The following is a 19,363-nucleotide window of genomic DNA, read 5'->3' on the forward strand; positions in this document are numbered from 1 at the left end:
CCTTAAATGAAACTGAAGCAGATATCAGTATTTCTTGAAAACAGAAAGGGCAGACTGAAAAATGCCATTCACGCCCTTTCAGAGGAAAGTATAAATATAAGGGCCCTTTCCATTGCAGACACATCCGAATTTGGGATACTGAGGATGATAGTTTCGGATCCTGAAGCTGCAAGGAAGGCCCTTGAGAAGAAGAACTTCGTGGTAAGGGTCAACGATGTTATAGCCGTTGAGGTGCCTGATGAGCCCGGAGGACTTGACGGTATACTGGGTGTGCTCACAGAGAGGGATATAAACGTGGAATACATCTACGCATTCGTTGAGAAAAAGGGGGAAAAAGCAGTTGTTGTTATAAGGACAGAGGATGTTGATGAGGGTATAAGGGCACTTGAGGATGCGGGGATCCCCGTACTTTCATCTGAGGATATCCACATCCTCTAAATACTTAACCCTCAGTCACAATTAACTTCCTACGTCTGAGGATATCCACACCCTCTAAATCCTTTAACCATCAGACTAGCAACAACCTCACATCCGAGGATATCCACACCCTCTAAATCCTTTAACCATCAGACTAGCAACAACCTCACATCCGAGGATATCCACACCCTCTAAATCCTTTAACCTCACTCCCAATTAACGGCTTCAAACCCCTCATGAAATGCCCTCAGGTTCACTTCCATCAACTTTGGGGGCAGGTTATTCTTCATGGACTCTATAAGTGTCTCTCTTCCCAGGGGAAACCCGCTGGTGGCCGCTGCGGCGCCCAGCATAACCATGTTGAGTGATAGTATGTGACCGGCCTCCACAGCGATTTTCTCCCCATTGAAGCTCCTCACCCTTCCTGCATTCTCCTCGAGAGTTTTAATTATCTCTTCCAGGGGAGGATAGGGGTGTGGACTTTTTATCAGGTTGAATGGGGGTATTTTTGATGTATTCACAATTACACAGGCGTCTTCGGACATTTTGGGGAGTGCTCTCAGGGCCTCAAGGGGTTCGAATGCTAATACAAGGTCAGCCTCACCCTGCGGTATGATGGAACCCCTCACATCACCGAACCTTATCTCCGTTGAGACAGCACCACCCCTCTGGGCCATCCCATGGATCTCACTCATGACGACATTCATCCCCTCATTCATGGCGGCCTCACCGATTATAACAGATGTCTTTATTATCCCCTGACCGCCAACACCACACACATAAATGTTGTAGTTCATCTTTTTCCCTCCGGTTTTATGGCTCCTGCTGGACATATCTGGAGGCATATTGTACATCCCCTGCAGTAGAGGGGATCTATGAATACCCTTCCATCCTCCTCAACCATCGCTGGACATGCAAGTTCATTGAGGCATTCAAGACAGAGGTCACATTTCTCCTCATCAACCCTCACCGGCCTTCCGCGGACAGCACCCTCAGATAACATGCAGGGATATCTGGATATAACCACAGCCACAGATTCGTGCTGAAGGGCCCTCCTGATGGTTTCAGAGGATCTCCTTATGTTCATGGGGTTAACGGTCTCCACAAATTCAACACCGCAGGCCCTGGCGATATCCTCTATGGATATGGCTGGGGCCTCCTCCCCCATCCCATCAACGGGGAGCCCCGGGTGTGGCTGTCCGCCGGTCATTGCAGTTGTCCTGTTATCCAGTATAACCAGAACGAACCTCTGCCTGTTGTGGACAGCATTTATGAGTGGCGGTATACCTGCATGGAAAAAGGTGGAATCCCCTATGAAAGAAACTATCCTCTGGGATGTTGCAGCCGAAAACCCGCAGGCGGTACCCACACTGGACCCCATGCTGAGGAGGTAATCTGCCGCAGAGTAGGGGGGCTCTATCCCAAGGGTGTAGCACCCGATATCGGTGGGGAATATGAGATCCTCCCCCTCAATACCGAGTTCAGAGGCGGCCCTCCTCACCGAATAGTACATGGCCCTGTGGGGACATCCGGGACAGAGTGCAGGGGGTCTTTCAGGTAACTCAGGCGCTTCTATTCCCTTTTCATGGCTTTTGATTCCTGTGAGTCCTGAAATGGCCCTTCTAACTATGTCCTCACTGTACTCATATATCTCAGGGAGTGTGCCGTCCAGTTTTCCATGGACCCCCACATCAAGGCCCTCCAATGTTGCGACTGCAAGGACCTCCTTCTCCATTACAGAGTCCACCTCCTCAACAACAAGCACCCCTTCAAGTCCAGAGAGAAACTCGGCTACAAGTCCCGCAGGGAAGGGGTAGGTGAATCCCAGTTTCAGGACCGGGACATCAAGTCCAAGTGTCTGGAGTGCATCGTATACATAGTTGAAAGCCCCTCCAGATGCAATTATTCCCAGATCCGATTCAGAGTCCTCATTGAGTACCCTGTTCAGTTCTGAGGTGTCTGCAACTCTCTTAAGTTTCTTCATCTTCTCAACAAGTTCCCTGCGCATCACCCTTGCGGTTGCAGGTACAGGTACAAACTGCTCTGGATTCTTTCTGAAAAACCCCTTCACTGGTTCCGCCCTTCTCTCGCCAGCCTCCACAACTCCCCTCATGTGTGAGACCCTGGTTGTGGTCCTTAAAAGTACCGGTATCCTGTATTCCTCTGAGAGTTCAAAGGCATGATTCATGTATTCAAGGATCTCCTGTGGATTTGAGGGTTCGAGGAGTGGAACCCATGCAAGGCGTGCGTAGTGCCTGTTATCCTGTTCATTCTGTGATGAGAACATCGAGGGGTCATCGGCAGATAGGACAACCATTCCGGCCCTCACACCGGTGTATGCGACACTCATGAATGAGTCTGATGCAACATTCAGCCCCACATGCTTCATGAATGTGAATGAGCGGACCCCTGATGCAGCGGCTGCCGCGGCGACTTCAAGTGCCACCTTCTCATTTATCGAGAATTCAAAGTAGATCCCTGCCCTCTTTGCAATCTTTGATAGGACGTTTCCTATCTCTGATGATGGTGTCCCCGGGTAGGTGCTTGCTACACCAACCCCCGACTCTATTGCGGCCCTCACCGCTGCCTCGTTACCAAGTAAGAATAATCTATCGCCCCTTCCGGCGTCAAGGATATCATCCAGTTCCATGAAATCACCTCGGAGTAATAATTTAAGTACTCTGCTGTGGATGGCCTGCAAGGCGATACATCCTGTCAGTACACATAGCAACCGTACTCAGAATACATCTATTAACATTTTATAAAAAATTTATCAGTTGGAATCACAAACCTTAATATGGACCATGAACAATTAGGATTCAGTTAATTCTAAATAATTTCTTCACATGATTCGGTGCGGAGATAAAAATGATAAATGTTAAGGTTTTAAGGTTTGAACCAGGTGTAGATGAGAAACCACATCTTGAAAGTTATGATATACCTTCAAAGGAAAAAATGAAGGTTCTTGATGCCCTTCAGCTTATAAATAAAATGTATAATGCCAATATTGCCTTCAGAAGCTCATGCAGGGCAGGGCAGTGCGGTTCATGTGCTGTTAAGATGAACGGAGAGGTTGTCCTGGCATGCAGGGCAGAGGTGGAGGATGGTGCCGTTATTGAGCCGGTGGACCTCCCGGTTATAAAGGACCTGATGGTTGACAGGAGCGAAATAGAGGATAAGGTGAGGGCCATGGGCCTCTACCTCCAGTCAGAAGCAAGGGGCATCCAGAGGATCAAACCAGAGGACTACCAGGACACCAAAAAACTGAGGGGATGCATAGAGTGTTTCTCCTGCATAAGTTCATGCCCTGTTATAAAGGAGAGCACAGAGTATGCAGGACCCTACTTCATGAGGTACATATCAAAATTTGCCTTCGATCCACGTGATGAGGCCGAAAGAGCCGCTGGGGGTGTGGAGGAAGGACTTTACTGCTGTACCACCTGCGGTAAATGTGCCGAGGTATGCCCCAAGGAACTCAATGTACCCGGGGATGCGATTGAAAAGCTGAGGGCCATGGCATGCAGAGAGGGCGCAGGACCCCTCGATGCCCACAGAAAGATCAAAAAACTCATTTCAGAGACAGGCAGATCCGTTGACCATATAGGAAAGGGTTTCATTGAATCAGTGGGGCAGAACCCGGGCTCAAGGATAGGTTTCTTCACAGGATGCCTGGTCGACTACAGGATGCCTGATGTTGGAATGGCACTTCTGAGGGTGCTGAGAGAACACGGCTTCGAGGTTGACGTCCCTGATGGTCAGGTGTGCTGCGGATCACCCATGATAAGGACAGGACAGCTCGACATTGTTGAGGATCTTGTTGAGAGAAACAGGAGGGCCCTCGAGGGGTATGACACCATAATAACAGTCTGTGCTGGCTGCGGAGCCACCCTCAAGAAGGACTATCCCCGTTATGGCGTTGAACTGAACGTCCTTGACATCAGCGAATTCCTGGCAGATCGGATCGACGACATTAAAATGAAGCCTGTCAATATGAGGGTGACCTACCATGATCCCTGCCACCTTCTGAGGGGTCAGGGCGTTAAACTGGAGCCAAGGAAGATACTTAACAGCATCCCGGGCCTTGAATTTGTTGAAATGGAAAAACAGGGGCAGTGCTGTGGATCAGGTGGAGGTGTGAAATCCGGTAAACCTGAGATAGCCGAAAGCCTGGGAAAGAAGAAGGCTGAGATGATACGCAAACTCAATGTTGACGCCGTGATAACAATATGCCCCTTCTGCCAGCTCCATATAAAGGATTCCCTTGAGAAGGAGGGTCTTGGGGACGTGAAGGTTATGAACATCCTTGAACTCCTCGACATGGCCTATTCCGATGACTGAGGGGGCTGGATATGGAAGTTTACGAGCTCCTCTCCAGAAACATTGGGGTCGTCTTTGTGGAACCTGAAACCCCTGGGAATGTGGGTTTCCTTGCGAGGGCCATGAAGAACTTCGGCCTTCAAAATCTCATCCTCATAAACCCCTGCAGCCTTGAGGATGAGGCCTATTACCAGGCAATGCATGCCAGGGACCTTGTTGAGGATGCCATCATCTACCAGACCCTTGATGAGATGATAGAAAACCTTGAACCTGACTTTCTTGTTGGAACAACCGGTGTGCCTGGAGGGAGCTACAACGTTGACAGAATACCCCTGAGACCATCCCAGCTCGCCTCAGCCATCAACCCCTCCTCAAGGACCTTCATCCTCTTTGGGCGTGAGGGGGATGGGCTCTCAAACAGGGAGCTCGGCCTATGCGACATGGTGGTGAGTATCCCCACAGATAGGGAATACCCCATAATGAATATAACCCACGCCGCCGCAATAATATTTTATGAGATATTCAAAAAAAGAGATTTTGACTGCGAAGGACTTGAGGATGCCTCAGGAGTTGAAAAAAAACTTCTCGTGGATGAGATGGACGAGATACTCTCATTGATTGACATTCCCCCACACAAGGAGAGGGTTGCCTCGAGGGTGTTCAGGAATGTGACCGGGAGGGCCTTCATAACAGCAAGGGAGGCCCATACACTTAAGGGTGTCCTCCGGAGAATAAAAAACAGGATGAAAGAATAAGGTTCAGGAGGTCTTGGTCTGTTTTTCGGTTTACTTGATATGGTGGGTATCATTATCTTCATCGTACTCATCATTTTCCTGCCTGTTATAATCAGGATGAGGATGTTCTCTGCGGTTGAGGGGGCCATCAGGGAACTGGATGATATGGAGAAGAAGGCCAGAAAGATAATAATGGACCTCAGCGGCATCACAGATGAGGGTCTCCTGGAGGACTACCTGGAGTTCTTCATAGTACCCCCCTCGGATATTGATCCATCAGGACTTGCAGATAAATTCAGGAGGCTCCTTGAGATGGGAGACCTCCGTATCAGGGAGATGATTGAAGAACTTTCCCCAGATGCGGACAGTGAAAAAAAGGCTAACATAATAATGTGCATGAAGGTGACCGCAGGTATCAGAGGTATCCTCAAATTTCTCAGGCATAACCTTGAACTATCAAGGAAGACAGGAAACCTTCAGATTCTGGTTGCACTCCAGATGAACCTTGAGCTGATCATGAGGACCGCCAGGGCATACCTGGATGGCTGCCAGGCAATCTCATCCTCCCTCCCCCTGGGTGACGGTGCCGGCCCCCTCACAGCAGGGATGCTCATAGATGAAGAGGACAGAAAAAAACACCTCCATGAAATGGTCTATGTAAGGAAAAGATTCATGGATAAGGATATTGGTATTCTGAAGCCACATGGTCCCGGTTCAAGGCTTGGAATGGTGGTGAAGGCCCTTGAGGAGATCCTCAGTGAGGATGAGTTCGACGAGGTTATAATGGTGGATGCTGCCGCTAAAATGGAGGGTGAAAAAACAGGTACAGTGGCTGAGGGGGTCGGGGTGGCCATAGGTGGCCTGGGGGTTGAAAAGTGGTTCATGGAGAACATGATACTTGAACACAGAACCCACGCCATCATAATAAAGATGTCCCCCGAGGAGGCGATGTCCCATATGACGAGGGAAATACTTGACGCCTGCAGCGTCGCCCGCTCAAGGATAGAGGATATAATATCCAGATCAGATGCAGATTCAATCCTCATAATCGGTGTGGGTAACAGCAGCGGCATACCTGACGCCGTTGAAAACCCCAAGGAGATCAAGGTGAGAGAAAAGGATGACACCCGAAAATAAAGAGGAGATGCTTGGGAAGAGCAAGGTGAAAGAAAAATACCCCCAGAATAAAGAGGAGATGTTTTAATGGCAATACTCAGCGACCGTGACATAAAGAGGTACCTTGAGGAGGGACTGATAACCATAGACCCCCTTGATGACCCTGAAAGGCAGATACAGCCATCCTCAGTTGACCTTAGAATAGGCGATGAATTCAGGGGATTCAGGGTTATAAGAAAACCCTGCATAGACCCCAAGGACCCTGCGGATATAGAATCATACATGGAAACCTTTCATGTTGAGGAGGGTCCATTCATAATACATCCAGGTGAATTTGCCCTTGCAACAACCTATGAATACATAGGGCTCCCAGATAACCTTGTTGCAAGGGTTGAGGGCCGTTCATCCATCGGGCGACTCGGCATAACCATGCATGTAACTGCAGGATACGTGGACCCCGGCTTCCATGGAAGGATAACCCTTGAGATATCCAACATAGGTAAAATGCCGGTGGCCCTCTACCCTGGCCAGAGGGTCTGCCAGATAGTCTTCGAGACAATGACAAGTCCTGCAGAGAAACCGTATGGTCACCCATCACGTGACAGCAAATACATCGGCCAGACAAGACCCCAGACAAGCAGGATAAAGGATGATTATGAAATAAGAACCTCAAGGATCTGATGAAAAGGAGTGATCATGTTGAATCATGAAAAGACAATGACCGTTGCAAGGAAGAGAGGTTTTTTGTGGTCTTCATTTGAAATCTACTCAGGTGTGGCAGGTTTCGTGGATTACGGACCACTTGGAGCAACACTCAAGAACAAGATAATGAACAGGTGGCGTGAATTCTATGTGGTCAGGGAGGGCTTCTATGAAATAGAGTCCCCCACCATAATGCCAGAGGAGGCCCTCAAGGCATCAGGACACGTTGACCACTTCAATGACCCAATGACCCAGTGCAAGGAGTGCATGGATGTCTACAGGGCCGACCACATAATCGAGGATGCAACAGGAAGGGATGTTGAGGGCCTCGAAAACCAGGAGCTTACAGAGATCATATCAGATGAGGCTATAAGGTGCCCGAGGTGTGGTGGACACCTGACCCATGTATGGAGCTACAACCTCATGTTCCAGACCCTGATAGGGGCTAAAGGAAAAAAAACAGGGTACCTCAGACCTGAAACTGCCCAGGGGATATTCATACCCTTCAAGAGGCTTCTGAGGTTCTTCAGAAACCGCCTGCCATTCGGCGTTGTTCAGCTGGGTAAATCATACCGCAATGAGATATCACCCCGGCAGGGTGTTATAAGGCTCCGTGAGTTCACACAGGCAGAGGCAGAGATATTCGTCAACCCTGAAGACAAGTCACACCCGGAGTTTGATACTGTTAAAGGGGATAAACTCAGATTATATTCTGCAGATGACCAGCTTGATGGTTCAGAGCCCTCTGAGATGACTGCGGCTGAAGCAGTTGAAAGGGGCATTGTATCAAGTGAAATACTGACATACCACCTCTGCCTTGCAAAGAGGTTCCTCACAGATATAGGCATACCCGAGGATGCCCTGAGGTTCAGGCAGCACCTTCCATCTGAAATGGCCCACTATGCAATTGACTGCTGGGACGTTGAGGCATTCACAGATTCCTATGGCTGGATAGAGATTATAGGGATAGCCGACAGGACAGACTATGACCTCAAATCCCACAGCCAGTACAGCGGAGAGGACCTGAGGGTTTTCATAGAATACGAGAAACCAAGGAAAATTAAAAGGCGCGCTGTTAAACCTGACATGGGCAGGCTCGGTCCAAGGTTCCGCAAGGACGCTGCAAGGATAGCCCAGGCCCTCAGTGAAATTGAAGCTGATGAAGTGGAAAAAGCACTCAGGGACGAGGGCAAATTCATCCTTGAAGGTGAATTCGAAATACTGCCAGATGATGTCACCTTTGAGGATGTGGAGGAGGTTGTGACAGGAGAAAAGGTCTATCCACATGTCATAGAGCCATCATTCGGTATAGACAGAATAATCTACACCCTTCTCTTACATTCCCTTGTGGATGAGGATGACAGGACCTACTTCCGACTCCCACCGCATGTTGCGCCGGTGGAGGTCAGCGTTTTCCCCCTTGTAAACAAGAAAGAAATGGTTGATGTTGCCCTTGACATAAAAAGAAAGCTCAGAAAATCAGGGTTCATAGCTGAATTTGACTCCTCAGGGACCATAGGGAGAAGGTATGCCCGTTCAGATGAGATAGGGGTTCCATTCGCGGTTACAGTGGATCATGAAACCCTTGAGGATGGAACAGTGACCCTCAGGAGCAGGGATGACTGCAGCCAGATAAGGTTGAAAATTGAGGAACTGGATTCAAGGTTAGAGGAATTTATAAAATCCTGAAACTACTCCTCCAGAGGAAGCGGGGTCTCCCTGACGCTGCCCAGAGATTCACTGTCCAGCACCGATGAGAGGCTCCAGTGGTAATCAAATAGCCTGTTCCCCCACTGGAGAATCTCATCCCCATGACCCAACAGGATTTCCGTTTTTGATGAATCAAAGCCATCCCTTTTAAAGAGGCTCATTGAGAAAAAAGTGTCAGATATCAGGTACGAGATCTTCTGTTTCTCAGGGAGAACACCAATTCTCAGTAAATCTGAATCCATGAGTTCATGGAGGTTCATTAAGCCAGACTCCCCAAGAAAAACATGATATGTGTCAGGTGTCAGAATGAGCTCCACCCTTCCGCCAGTTTCAACGAACCCTGCTATTGATTCTGTGTGCCTGGGAAGGCAGGATGAAAGCATTGCCCTGAGGTGGGTGGCGTTATCCAGCATCTCAAGGTAGGTTGTGTATGGTCTCTGGAGGTCATCCTGTGTTGCCTCAACAATGTAGGCGTCCCTGAAGACGTTTATATCCATGAGGAACCGCGCTGGAATTGATCCAATTGAATGTTTGTTCCAGAATTCCCTGTGAAGCCTCACAGCATCCATTGAGTTCATAAATTTTGATAGGGTGATTCCCATAAGTTTCCCCTTTGACGTTAGTCTGCATGTGTCTGAGGACCTCTCCACCAGCCTCCTTTCCTCCAGCTCCATGAGTGCATGTGTGGTGGCTGAATTTGAGGTCCTTATGATGTCCCTGATCTCAGAAACCCTTTTTTCTCCGTCCATAAGATTGAGTATTACCCCTGATCGCACCCGGGATCCCGCTATAAATCTGATCTCAGCAAGCAAATCATGAATGTCATCCGAAAACCCTGAAAGTAGGTTAAAATCACTGTTAAGTTCCATCCTCTGCCCCCTACATTGATAACATTATTCCAGTCAGGTTTCTGATGCCAAGCTTTTCAGATCTCTCCCTGTAATGTTCATAGAGCCGGAAGCCCCACTCAATGGCTCTCCTGTCAGTACTCATGATATCCCTGTTCTGGTCATAAAATCCTCTGCTATCAAAAAGACCCAGTGAGAGGAACTTATCGGTCACCGTGAACGCAATCTTCAATGGGCCCTGAAATCGGAGAACCTTAAGGTTTCTGTTCTTAATTGCAGTCCTGAGGAGCCCGAAACTTGCATTTAAAACCATCTCCCGTATCACGCCATCTGTGAGGACAAGTTCAACATGAACCCCCCTTTCCAGGAGCCCCTCATAGATATCAACCAGGTCCCTGTGAGCGATGGGGGATACGCCATAAACCTCCTCAGAATCCTCTATAAGTTTTCTGTAGGTGTTGTGGGGCCTGTATATATCCTCAGGCGCTGACCTGATGAGTTCAGAATTTATGAGCCAGTCAATATCCTCAATGAGGTACTCAGGAATCCCGCTAATATCATGATTCAGCCAGACTTCATCAAATCCATTTATAACCCTCACAGAGTTCATTAATTTCAGTGCTGAGAGGGTTTTTAGGCTTGCCTCTGATGTGAGGCTGTAAGAGTCCCCCCTCCTGGTGATGGACCCCTCCTCAAGAAGTAATCTTATGTTACTGTAAAGTGCTGGAAGGCTCACCTTAACCTCCCCTTTAATCTCATCAAAGGTTTTTGGTGACCTGAGAAGCGAAACCATTATCCTGAACCTTATGCTGGATTTGAGGATGAACTGAAGATCCTCATAGAGATATTCGTATACGTCAGTGAGCCTCTCCTCGTACATCAAACAGCCTCCTTATGTCTTTATATTCATCAGATTTTAAATATTTTATTGAGTAATTTACAGTTGTAGTGGTTTAAAGGAGGATTTGAACTGATAGATAGCCATATACATGCGGATACAAGACCCTCTGAAGATTTTGAACTTATGGCTGTGAGTGGTATAGAGGGGGCCCTTACCTGTGCCCATGACCCCCTGGAGATGACATCATCGGATGTTGTCATGGCGCATTTCAGGAGACTGCTAACAGTGGACCCCGAGAGGGCCGCCCGCAATGGGTTAAAACTCCATACAGCACTGGGAATACACCCCCGGGCAATACCCCGTGACCCTGAAAGGGTGATTGAAAAACTCCCAGATCTCCTCAGAAATCCGTCTGTGGTTGCTGTTGGTGAGGTGGGTCTTGACTCTGGTTCAGAAATTGAAAAGGATGTCTTTAAAGCCCAGCTGAAAGTGGCTGATGAGCTTGGTTACCCTGTGATTGTCCACACTCCAAGGAGAGGAAAGGCCGATGTTACCCCACAGATAATGGATGTAATCGATGGTACAATTGATGAGTCCATGGTGGTGGTTGAACATGTTAACCTGGAGGTTCTCCCGGAGCTTGTGGAAACTGAGTGCATGCTGGGACTGACTGTGCAGCCTGAAAAGCTCACGCCAGAGGAAGCCGTTGAAATTCTGCGTGAATATGGAACAGACAGGTTTGTACTTAACAGTGACATGAGCTCAGCGCCATCTGATCCCCTTTCAGTTCCAAGAACGGTTCAGAGAATGAAGATGGAGGGTTTCAGCCGCAGTGACATAAGGCGGGTTTCTGATGGAAACATAAGGGATCTCCTTAAAATCAGCCCAATCTAAAATGCGCCAATCCTTGAAATCACCCTGCGTGCCACCCTGTGACTGTTTCTCAGGCACTCAGCTGGCTCTGAACCTCTAAGCCACATTGACATGAAACCCGCTGCAAAGGCGTCCCCTGCCCCGGTGGTATCCAGCGCATCCTCAGCCTCAATTTCCAGGGTCTCTGAGTGGTCCTCTGAAAAGAAGGATGCGCCTCTGGGTCCATGGGTCACAACAACGTTCCCGACCCCGGCCTCAAGAAGTCTTTCAATCCCTGACCTCCCGGAGCCGGTTAGCATCTCAAGTTCATCATCATTAAGGAATATTATGCTGGTTCTCTCAAGAACACCTGAAAGCCTTTCAATGCCATATGATGCCAGGAGTGTGCCCGGGCTGAAGGAGACGTTCCTGATACCTGAAACCGCGCTGGCAACCTCAAGGTAGCAGCCGCTGAGATGAACTGCATCTGCAGCCATTATATATTCTGATTCTGTCTCACCAATTTCAAGAGTGGCGTTTGCACCCATGTAAGAATAAATGGACCTCCTTCCAGTATCATCCACTGATATGAAGGCCATGCCAGTTTTTTCAGCCTGCATTGATATGCAGGATGTATCAATGCCCCTGGATTCCAGAAGGGATGTGATCATGTCCCCATAAAAATCCCTGCCCACCGACGACACAACACCAGCCTTAAATCCAAGGTGGGAGATCCAGACGGCAAAGTTGAACGCTGAACCGCCTGGAATGACATTTAAATCTTCTATGTTCATCTCAGAGTCCGGTTCAACGAATCTGGGCACCCGAAAAATAAAATCCATGTTGCAGGTTCCAACACTGACAACACTCATCAAAATAAATCACCGGGTGATCACCTTCGCCCCATCAGACCGCTTATGAGTTTGGCGATAACACCCTGCTTGTCTGGTTCTATTGGCTGATAGTCCTCACCGATAAGGTCCGCTGCAAGTTTCATCAGGGAATTGCTTGCAGGTGACTTTGGATTCTTAATGACTATAGGCTCACCAAAGGCTGCCGCCCTGCTCACCTCAGGATCATCAGGTATCACCGCAATAACAGGAACCTCAAGTATCGTCTCAATCTCCTCAACACTCAGGAAGGTTTTATCGTACTGCTCACGGTTTATGACAACACCTATTATGTTGATGCCAAGTTTACTTGCGACGATCTTTGTTTTGAGGGCGTCACTTATTGATGGCACCTCGGGTGTTGTGACAAGCAGAAGTTCATCTGCAGCTGCAAGTGCGGCAACAGCGTCCTTCTCAAGACCTGCAGGAGCATCTATAAGGAGTATATCAGTATCCTCTATGAGGTATGCAAGGGCATCCTCAAGGCGGTCAAGTTTAACGTTTCTGAGCCCCTCAAGTGATATACCGGCAGGTACCACCCTCACGCCATTGGGACCCTCATAAACCGCGTCCTCAATTGAAGCGTTACCTGCGAGAACATCATGAAGTGTGACGGATTTTCCCTCCATCCCCAGGATGAGTTCAAGGTTTGCCATTGCTATATCAGCGTCAAGCACAACAACCCTTTCACCGTAGGTTGAGAGGGCAACACCCAGGTTAGCGGTGATGGTTGTCTTCCCCACACCTCCCTTACCTGATGCGACTGTAATCACTCTTGTCATTCCAATACCTCCACATAGATAATAACAGTCATCCTAATATAAATATTGATGTCCAGTACAGCAAAAAGCAGATCACCGAACCTCAATACTCACCTCAAAGTTATCCACTATCTCAGGAAAATCCCTGAATGTTTTCCTGAGTTCCATCTCAACGATATCCATTATATGAAACTTGAGGTTCTCCTCCTCCTTTGAATCCCCCATGATCCTTGAGAAGATACCCTTACCCTCATGTTCAACCATTATCTTGATCCTTCCACTAAGGTCATATGTGTTGTCAAGGAAAACGATCACCTCAGCACCCTTTATACGGGGTATTCCCAGTATAGACATTTTTATTTTATTCATAAGGGTCAGTTCAACCCTTTCAGGATCGATATCTGTGATCGCGCCACCCTTATATGTCTCAAGGACCTTTTCGACCTCCTCTTCACCTATATCCCTGAGGCCATATTTTTTCATGAGCTCGTCTCTGCTGAGTGGTTTGGAGTCAGTCACATCCATGGATTCTGAAGCTTCATTCTTAAGTTCCTCTTCCTTTCCGGTGTTGACATCAGTCGATTCATCAGCAGCGGGAATTTCAGGGGACTCTTCGGTCTCTGAAGTTTGGGGTTCCTGAGTAACTTCTCCTGTAACATCTACCTGAGGCTTTGATTGGGTTTCAGTTGATTCTGCATCTTCACCTTCCAGAGCACCTGTGAATTCAGTATCTTCAATGTCAGGGGAAGTATCGGCGGCTATTTCAGGCGTTTCAGGCGTCTCTTCATCTGTTATGGGCTGCCTGTAGCTTGCCTCCTTTGGATTGAAGTAGTCTTCCTCTTCCACCACTTGAGGCTCGATTACCCTCTCTTTTTGTTCTATTGTGTAGATCCTGTTTATATCCATGAGGTAATCCAGCTGTGATCTTTTAAGATCAAAGAGTTCTATGAGGGTATCTGTTTTATCTGCCACTTCCATTATCCTTTCAAGAGCTTCCTCCTTCATGAATCTGTCGTATGATGCTGCAACGTGTACCCCATCCCTGAATAGAATGTAGCCCTCATCGGACGCATGGGTAATCCTTATGAATCCATTGTATTCATCTGAGGCAAGTTTTTCAAGAAGTTCACTGAAATCTATCTCATCGCCGTAGGAAATCTTGGATGGTTTGGTTATCGGAAGCTCCATATGTTCACTACCCCTTTCTGATGAGTTTAATTTCCCGTGGAGTTATTATCACCACATTTTTCTCCTTATTGCAGAGGAGTATCGCCTCTGCACCATGATTCTCCCTGAGATCCTTTATGCGTTCCCCCACCGTCTTGAAATCCGATGGATTATCTCTCTGGATCTCGGTGAGATCGAGTATAACCGGATTCTTCTCATCGGTCACCTGAGAGAGGGCATCGTCCACATCCCCAATGGACTTTGCCTTCAGGAGAATGATCTCATAGAAGGAGTGCTCCGGCACTATTATGGTTTCCGTCTCCTCAGGTTCCTTAACTTCCTCATCAAGTCCCACGCTTTTCTTCAGCATTTCGAGAATGTCCCTCAACTAAATCTCCCCTATGTGCTCCATGATCACGTCCATTAATCTTGAAGCCCCCCCATTCTTAACATCAACAACAGGAAGCCCAAACCGTGCTTCATACCTTTCTATTATTGATCTGTCATTCATGTTTCTTAAATTTAAGGAAATCCCTATAACCCTCGTTGGCTCGATTGCCTCTATGGCCCTTATCTCCTCCTTTACCCCCCTTGGTTTTCTGTAGGGATGGTTTGGCCTGTGACAGAGCACCGTAACGTCGGGCATCGCCCCTATAAGTATTGAGGCCGATAAACCCCTTGGGTGGGGGTTTTTCCTTTCAGTGAGGCTTGACTGGCCCTCTATGAATATTATATCAGGGTCCTTCTCCTCCTCAAGGTACTTCACCGAACCTATAACAGCCGCTGCAACATCCATAACAGAGAGGCTCCCTGCCCGGAAATTTATGTCAACCGGCTGTTCAAGACCCATCTCATCGGTTGAGATAACTCCCGCCTCAAGGCCCCTTTCCTTTGCCTCCTTTCCCAGAAGCCTTGTGGTTGTGCGTTTGCCGCACTCCTGTGAGGTGCCCCCAACAAATACCACAGGTGCCCTGTGCCTGTATTTTATCTTTGGAAGTACCTCTGTGCAGCGTGTGGGTGCAACCCCGAATATTTTCCTTACGTTGTCAAGTCGGGGGCTTATCTCCTTGATTGTTACATTCATCTGTTCTGCAAATTTTATGAGAGAAGTGTTATCTGCCAGTGGGAGTGATCTGAATGAGGTCACAACATTCTTACCCTCATTTATCGCCTGCACAGCATACTTGAGGGCGGTGCCCTCTGCACCTATGGGGAGCATTATTGCAACACTTCTTGCATCGGTCTCATCTATAAGCTTAAGGAGGCTTGATGATACCTTAAATCCACAGAAGTCCTTTCCATGCTTTCTGGGGTCATCGTCAACAAATCCGACAGGTTCGACTCCCTCAAAATTTGCAAATTTTTCTCCTCCACCGCCACATCCAATGATTATAAACGGATTCAGCTCCCTCAGTTCCTCAACAGAAGATAATATGTGCAAATAATCACTCCTTTAATACTTGCTGGAATCAAATAGAAACTGTTAATTAGTTAGTCATACTCATTTAATTAATAAATGCTTAAAGCATATATATTTTGGGTAGAATACTCTGTTTATGGAGGCATAGTATGATAGCAAGAATACTTAAAGATTTAGGTAGGATCAATGGGGTAAATGGTTCCCTTGTTGTTGGTAAGGATGGTCTTGTAATCGAAAGTGAGGTTCCATCCGATATAGACGGGGAACTGGTCGCTGCAATGGCTTCAGCAGTTTTCGGTACTGCAGAAAGGTCCGCCGAGGAAATAAAGCATGAGCCCCTTGAACAGGTTATGATTGAGGGTACCCGGGGTAAGACCCTCATGATAGACGCCGGGGAGGGAATACTTGTACTGATAACCGACGTTGATATAAATCTTGGTCTTATTCGTATCGAGATGAGGAGAAGTGCCGAACGCGTTAAGGATCTCCTTACATAACCTCTATTTTAAATATGGGGCGTGAAAATTGAGAAAACCCTATGTGATACTTATAGGAAGTGCTTCAGGAATTGGAAAGTCCACCGTTGCATCGGAACTTGCCAGGGAGTTAAACATAAAGCACCTTATAGAAACAGATTTCATAAGGGAGATCGTAAGGGGCATAATAGGGCCAGATTATGCTCCCGCGCTCCATAAGTCCTCATTTGATGCCTACACAACACTGAGGGATAAAGAGCGCTTCCGCAACAACAACATTGAGTCACTGATATGTGCGGGTTTTGAGGAGCACGCCTCATTCGTTATTCCTGCAGTTGAGAAGGTTATTGAAAGGGCTGTTGCTGACTCTGATGATGTGACCATAGAGGGCGTCCACCTCCTTCCCGGCCTCCTGGACATTGAAAAATTTGAGGAAAACGCATCAATTCATTTTTTTGTCCTCTCTGCCGAGGAGAATGTCCATAAGGAGCGCTTCGTTAAGAGGGCCATGGAGGTAAAGAGGGGTGGAAAACACCTTGAATACTTCCGTGAGAACCGTGTCATCCATGACTACCTTGTAAGAAAGGCAAGGGAGCATGACGTGCCGGTGATCAACAACGACGACATAAGGTGCACCATCAAAAGGATGCTGTCATTCATAAGGGAAAACTGCGCCGAGGTAACGCTTCAGCACCCTGTTGAACGCCTCGGTGAGGTTATAGACATCATCATTAAGAGGCATGGCGGAAGAATCGTTGACGTATCATATCCAATACCTGGATTTTCACAGCCACTCAAACGTGAGGTCAACGTATACGATCCTGTTGAGGCTGAAAGGTTTCTTAAGCGGTTAAATGAGAGTCCAAAGCGAAAAAGGGATCTTGAAAGGCTTTACACGCTTTCAGATAACATCCACAGCCACAGGATATGTGCACCGGACCCTGAGAGTCTTCAGGCAATACTGAATGAACTTGAGGAAAGTGGACTTATCTACCGGGAAGAGAACTGAATATCACAGTGTAAATTTGATGATCCATCCACTTAATTTGCGTTCTGTAATCAGGAGTACAGGGGTGACAGATTGAACCAGCAAGATATGAAGATCGACTGCCCAGTCTGCAGTGGAGAGAAGTGTATGACCGCCATCAGTAGGGTTGAGAAGATCCCCTACTTCGGTGAGATAATGGAATCCGTACTCATCTGCAGCAGGTGTGGCTACAGAAGCACAGATATAATCTGCCTTGAGCAGAAGGAACCATCAAGGTACACAATCGAGGTGGGTGACAAAACACTCAACGCAAGGGTCGTTAAGTCCCAGTCAGCAACCATAAGGATACCTGAACTCGGACTCAAAGTTGAACCTGGCCCCAGGTCAACAGGTTACATTTCCAACATTGAGGGTGTTGTTGAGAGATTTGAAACTGCTGTTAAAACAGCCATCAACCTCTTTGAGGAGGATGAATCAAAGGAAAAAGCCTCAGAGATCCTGGAAATGCTCCGTGAAGTTCGCGGGGGAAAAAGGAATGTCACAGTTATAATTGAGGACCCATTTGGGCAGAGTTTTGTTGGCCACCCCAGTGCTGTGAGGGAAAAGCTCTCAGATGAAGAAATAAAATCCCTCAAGACAGGATTTTTGGTTTTTGAGTCAGATGAGATTGATGAGGAGGATTAGTCCTCATCAACATCCCTTAGTTTGAGTGTGCGTTTGATATCCATACCCATTGCATCACAGTCGGCCTTTATTGCCTCAAGGTGTGCCAGGAGGCGTTCCTTTTCCTGGTTTATCCTTTCAATGTTCTTGTAGGGGTATATGCACTCCTTGAGCATCTCGTATTCCACTGTGGCATAGGGGTACTGGTTAAGCTGCTGGCATACCTTCTCAAGGATTTCTCCGAGGAACCTATTCATCTCAACCTTGACCCTTTCACGTATCATCTTGTCACTGTCAAGGTGCTGCTTCATGAGCCTGACAACCTCTGCCTTGGCAAAGGGTAATTCCTCGGTTTCCTCTTCAGCTTCCATATCAGCATTGTTATTCTGAATCTCTTCATTCTCCATAGGTTTCTACCTCCATGTGACTATATCAGGCTCAAGGTATATAAATGTATTCCATATAATCAAAGAAACACCGAATATAACAACAGAAAATATAGGCCCTCTTTAATTAAATTAAGTGTTCTGATTACCAGAATTAAAGGTCATTTCAGTTCCCTTATCTCAAGGCTGAGGTCAACTGGATGGGCGGATGTGGTTATAAACCCCATTGATATCACATCAACTCCAGTGGAAGCATAAAGATCTATATTTTCAGGTTTTATGCCCCCTGATGCCTCAACAATCACCCCATCCCGCAGCCCGGCACTTTCGAGTTCTTCCAGTGCCTTCCTGACGTCCCCGGGGTTCATATTATCAAGCAGGATGATGTCGGCCCCTGCCTCTGCAGCCAGTGCAGCGTCACCTGGCCTTTCAACCTCAACCTCAACCTTCTTTGTGAAGCTCACATGTTCCTTAACCCGCCTCACCGCGTCCCCCACACTTCCAGCGATTGCTATGTGGTTGTCCTTGATCATTGCACAGTCATCAAGCCTGAAACGATGGGTGTCACCACCACCAATTTTAACTGCCTGCTTTTCAAACCACTGCAGACCAGGAGTTGTCTTCCTGGTGGCGGCTATCCTCACATCAGGGTTCACTGCCCTCACCCGCTCCAGCATGCTTCGTGTGAGGGTGGCTATGCCACTCATTCTCATCATGAGGTTCAGCATTGTCCTCTCGATCTTCAGGATATCTGAAGCTTCCCCCTCAAGGATTATAACCCTTTCACCGGCTTTAACCGGATCACCATCCATTTTCAGCCTTTCTATTTCGATTCCGAATTCTGCGGCTATGAGCCATGCCACATCCACACCTGCAATTATGCCCTCCTCTCCGGCTATGACATCCGCCACTGCCACTGTGCCCCTTTCAACAATTGCCTCGGTTGTTATATCCTCAAATCCCACGTCTGCCCTGATCATTTCCCTGAGAATGTCAATCATGAAGATCCCCTAAATTAATATAAAGGGAAGAATTATAAATTTTATGTCCATGAAGCAGAATCTCCAGCAGATAT

General features: G+C 47.6%; 21 protein-coding genes. 10 read left to right on the forward strand and 11 right to left on the reverse strand.

The window, feature by feature from the left end; translation table 11 throughout:
• Positions 1–6: 6 nt before the first annotated feature.
• Positions 7–438 carry an ACT domain-containing protein gene (locus tag FVF72_RS02440; RefSeq protein ID WP_147671089.1) on the forward strand — a complete coding sequence of 144 codons (432 nt, stop codon included), beginning with the start codon at positions 7–9 and terminating at the stop codon, positions 436–438.
• A gap of 185 nt (positions 439–623) precedes the next feature.
• Here FVF72_RS02440 and FVF72_RS02445 read toward each other — a convergent pair whose 3' ends face one another.
• Together FVF72_RS02445 and iorA are read right to left on the reverse strand one after the other, a co-directional pair.
• On the reverse strand, positions 624–1,214 hold the full coding sequence (locus FVF72_RS02445) for an indolepyruvate oxidoreductase subunit beta (protein ID WP_147671090.1): 591 nt from the start codon (positions 1,212–1,214) through the stop codon (positions 624–626).
• Positions 1,211–3,067 (reverse strand): indolepyruvate ferredoxin oxidoreductase subunit alpha, encoded by a 1,857-nt coding sequence (gene iorA, locus FVF72_RS02450; RefSeq protein WP_147671091.1) that lies wholly within the window; start codon positions 3,065–3,067, stop codon positions 1,211–1,213. The genes FVF72_RS02445 and iorA overlap by 4 nt, the downstream gene beginning before the upstream one ends.
• 218 nt (positions 3,068–3,285) lie before the next feature.
• On the opposite strand from iorA, the gene tfrB reads away from it, so the two are divergent.
• The 5 genes from tfrB to glyS all read left to right on the forward strand — a co-directional run bounded on the left by tfrB (position 3,286) and on the right by glyS (position 8,975).
• Positions 3,286–4,755: a fumarate reductase (CoM/CoB) subunit TfrB gene (gene tfrB, locus FVF72_RS02455; protein WP_013295248.1), complete on the forward strand. Its 1,470-nt coding sequence runs from the start codon at positions 3,286–3,288 to the stop codon at positions 4,753–4,755.
• 11 nt (positions 4,756–4,766) lie between these two features.
• The gene (locus FVF72_RS02460) at positions 4,767–5,489 is read left to right on the forward strand and encodes a TrmJ/YjtD family RNA methyltransferase (protein WP_147671092.1); all 723 of its coding nucleotides are present in this window, start codon (positions 4,767–4,769) and stop codon (positions 5,487–5,489) included.
• 39 nt (positions 5,490–5,528) lie between these two features.
• Positions 5,529–6,605 (forward strand): DUF1512 family protein, encoded by a 1,077-nt coding sequence (locus FVF72_RS02465; protein ID WP_147671093.1) that lies wholly within the window; start codon positions 5,529–5,531, stop codon positions 6,603–6,605.
• 66 nt (positions 6,606–6,671) lie between these two features.
• On the forward strand, positions 6,672–7,265 hold the full coding sequence (gene dcd, locus FVF72_RS02470; RefSeq protein WP_013295244.1) for a dCTP deaminase: 594 nt from the start codon (positions 6,672–6,674) through the stop codon (positions 7,263–7,265).
• 18 nt (positions 7,266–7,283) lie between these two features.
• Positions 7,284–8,975 carry a glycine--tRNA ligase gene (glyS, locus tag FVF72_RS02475; protein WP_147671973.1) on the forward strand — a complete coding sequence of 564 codons (1,692 nt, stop codon included), beginning with the start codon at positions 7,284–7,286 and terminating at the stop codon, positions 8,973–8,975.
• 2 nt (positions 8,976–8,977) lie between these two features.
• On the opposite strand, the gene FVF72_RS02480 is transcribed toward glyS, so the two are convergent.
• Both FVF72_RS02480 and FVF72_RS02485 read right to left on the reverse strand, forming a co-directional pair.
• The gene (locus FVF72_RS02480; protein ID WP_255503773.1) at positions 8,978–9,745 is read right to left on the reverse strand and encodes a winged helix-turn-helix domain-containing protein; all 768 of its coding nucleotides are present in this window, start codon (positions 9,743–9,745) and stop codon (positions 8,978–8,980) included.
• Positions 9,746–9,875: 130 nt separating this feature from the next.
• Entirely contained in the window at positions 9,876–10,724 is an 849-nt protein-coding gene (locus tag FVF72_RS02485; protein ID WP_147671095.1) for a winged helix-turn-helix domain-containing protein, read from the reverse strand.
• 105 nt (positions 10,725–10,829) lie between these two features.
• Here FVF72_RS02485 and FVF72_RS02490 point away from each other — a divergent pair, with 105 nt between their 5' ends.
• Complete coding sequence (locus FVF72_RS02490; RefSeq protein WP_255503809.1) at positions 10,830–11,579, forward strand: TatD family hydrolase; 750 nt, start codon at positions 10,830–10,832, stop codon at positions 11,577–11,579.
• On the opposite strand, the gene FVF72_RS02495 is transcribed toward FVF72_RS02490, so the two are convergent.
• From FVF72_RS02495 to FVF72_RS02515, 5 genes are all read right to left on the reverse strand, one after another.
• Positions 11,576–12,409, reverse strand: coding sequence for a carbohydrate kinase family protein (locus tag FVF72_RS02495; protein ID WP_147671974.1), 834 nt, complete (start codon positions 12,407–12,409; stop codon positions 11,576–11,578). The genes FVF72_RS02490 and FVF72_RS02495 overlap by 4 nt on opposite strands.
• A gap of 20 nt (positions 12,410–12,429) precedes the next feature.
• Positions 12,430–13,209, reverse strand: coding sequence for a septum site-determining protein MinD (locus tag FVF72_RS02500; RefSeq protein WP_147671097.1), 780 nt, complete (start codon positions 13,207–13,209; stop codon positions 12,430–12,432).
• A 72-nt stretch (positions 13,210–13,281) separates the two neighbouring features.
• The gene (locus FVF72_RS02505) at positions 13,282–14,376 is read right to left on the reverse strand and encodes a DUF2226 domain-containing protein (RefSeq protein WP_147671098.1); all 1,095 of its coding nucleotides are present in this window, start codon (positions 14,374–14,376) and stop codon (positions 13,282–13,284) included.
• Between the two features lie 7 nt (positions 14,377–14,383).
• Positions 14,384–14,743, reverse strand: coding sequence for a cell division protein SepF (locus tag FVF72_RS02510; RefSeq protein WP_013295235.1), 360 nt, complete (start codon positions 14,741–14,743; stop codon positions 14,384–14,386).
• Positions 14,744–15,796, reverse strand: coding sequence for a DUF1611 domain-containing protein (locus FVF72_RS02515; RefSeq protein WP_147671099.1), 1,053 nt, complete (start codon positions 15,794–15,796; stop codon positions 14,744–14,746). It abuts the gene before it with no gap.
• A gap of 128 nt (positions 15,797–15,924) precedes the next feature.
• Between FVF72_RS02515 and FVF72_RS02520 the strand changes: the two genes are divergently transcribed.
• The 3 genes from FVF72_RS02520 (at position 15,925) to FVF72_RS02530 (ending at position 17,923) form a co-directional block, all read left to right on the forward strand.
• Complete coding sequence (locus FVF72_RS02520) at positions 15,925–16,272, forward strand: roadblock/LC7 domain-containing protein (RefSeq protein ID WP_010877438.1); 348 nt, start codon at positions 15,925–15,927, stop codon at positions 16,270–16,272.
• A gap of 28 nt (positions 16,273–16,300) precedes the next feature.
• On the forward strand, positions 16,301–17,260 hold the full coding sequence (locus FVF72_RS02525; RefSeq protein ID WP_147671100.1) for a 3H domain-containing protein: 960 nt from the start codon (positions 16,301–16,303) through the stop codon (positions 17,258–17,260).
• A 72-nt stretch (positions 17,261–17,332) separates the two neighbouring features.
• Entirely contained in the window at positions 17,333–17,923 is a 591-nt protein-coding gene (locus tag FVF72_RS02530) for a ZPR1 zinc finger domain-containing protein (RefSeq protein WP_147671101.1), read from the forward strand.
• Here the strand turns inward: FVF72_RS02530 and FVF72_RS02535 are convergent.
• Positions 17,920–18,309: a hypothetical protein gene (locus tag FVF72_RS02535; RefSeq protein WP_147671102.1), complete on the reverse strand. Its 390-nt coding sequence runs from the start codon at positions 18,307–18,309 to the stop codon at positions 17,920–17,922. The genes FVF72_RS02530 and FVF72_RS02535 overlap by 4 nt on opposite strands.
• Before the next feature lie 140 nt (positions 18,310–18,449).
• Positions 18,450–19,289, reverse strand: a complete 840-nt coding sequence (nadC, locus tag FVF72_RS02540; protein WP_147671103.1) for a carboxylating nicotinate-nucleotide diphosphorylase — start codon at positions 19,287–19,289, stop codon at positions 18,450–18,452.
• Between the last annotated feature and the right edge of the window lie 74 nt (positions 19,290–19,363).

The sequence above is a fragment of the Methanothermobacter sp. KEPCO-1 genome (genome assembly GCF_008033705.1).
GTDB lineage: Archaea > Methanobacteriota > Methanobacteria > Methanobacteriales > Methanothermobacteraceae > Methanothermobacter > Methanothermobacter marburgensis.

What these genes read in the sequence shown, in the direction of transcription:
- nadC (WP_147671103.1), bottom strand. Translation starts at nt 19,289, where the DNA reads ATGATTGACATTCTCAGGGAAATGATCAGGGCAGACGTGGGATTTGAG.
- FVF72_RS02445 (WP_147671090.1), bottom strand. Translation starts at nt 1,214, where the DNA reads ATGAACTACAACATTTATGTGTGTGGTGTTGGCGGTCAGGGGATAATA.
- FVF72_RS02485 (WP_147671095.1), bottom strand. Translation starts at nt 10,724, where the DNA reads ATGTACGAGGAGAGGCTCACTGACGTATACGAATATCTCTATGAGGAT.
- tfrB (WP_013295248.1), top strand. Translation starts at nt 3,286, where the DNA reads ATGATAAATGTTAAGGTTTTAAGGTTTGAACCAGGTGTAGATGAGAAA.
- FVF72_RS02440 (WP_147671089.1), top strand. Translation starts at nt 7, where the DNA reads ATGAAACTGAAGCAGATATCAGTATTTCTTGAAAACAGAAAGGGCAGA.
- FVF72_RS02500 (WP_147671097.1), bottom strand. Translation starts at nt 13,209, where the DNA reads ATGACAAGAGTGATTACAGTCGCATCAGGTAAGGGAGGTGTGGGGAAG.
- FVF72_RS02480 (WP_255503773.1), bottom strand. Translation starts at nt 9,745, where the DNA reads ATGGACGGAGAAAAAAGGGTTTCTGAGATCAGGGACATCATAAGGACC.
- iorA (WP_147671091.1), bottom strand. Translation starts at nt 3,067, where the DNA reads ATGGAACTGGATGATATCCTTGACGCCGGAAGGGGCGATAGATTATTC.
- FVF72_RS02505 (WP_147671098.1), bottom strand. Translation starts at nt 14,376, where the DNA reads ATGGAGCTTCCGATAACCAAACCATCCAAGATTTCCTACGGCGATGAG.
- FVF72_RS02535 (WP_147671102.1), bottom strand. Translation starts at nt 18,309, where the DNA reads ATGGAGAATGAAGAGATTCAGAATAACAATGCTGATATGGAAGCTGAA.
- FVF72_RS02495 (WP_147671974.1), bottom strand. Translation starts at nt 12,409, where the DNA reads ATGAGTGTTGTCAGTGTTGGAACCTGCAACATGGATTTTATTTTTCGG.
- FVF72_RS02465 (WP_147671093.1), top strand. Translation starts at nt 5,529, where the DNA reads ATGGTGGGTATCATTATCTTCATCGTACTCATCATTTTCCTGCCTGTT.
- FVF72_RS02520 (WP_010877438.1), top strand. Translation starts at nt 15,925, where the DNA reads ATGATAGCAAGAATACTTAAAGATTTAGGTAGGATCAATGGGGTAAAT.
- dcd (WP_013295244.1), top strand. Translation starts at nt 6,672, where the DNA reads ATGGCAATACTCAGCGACCGTGACATAAAGAGGTACCTTGAGGAGGGA.
- FVF72_RS02460 (WP_147671092.1), top strand. Translation starts at nt 4,767, where the DNA reads ATGGAAGTTTACGAGCTCCTCTCCAGAAACATTGGGGTCGTCTTTGTG.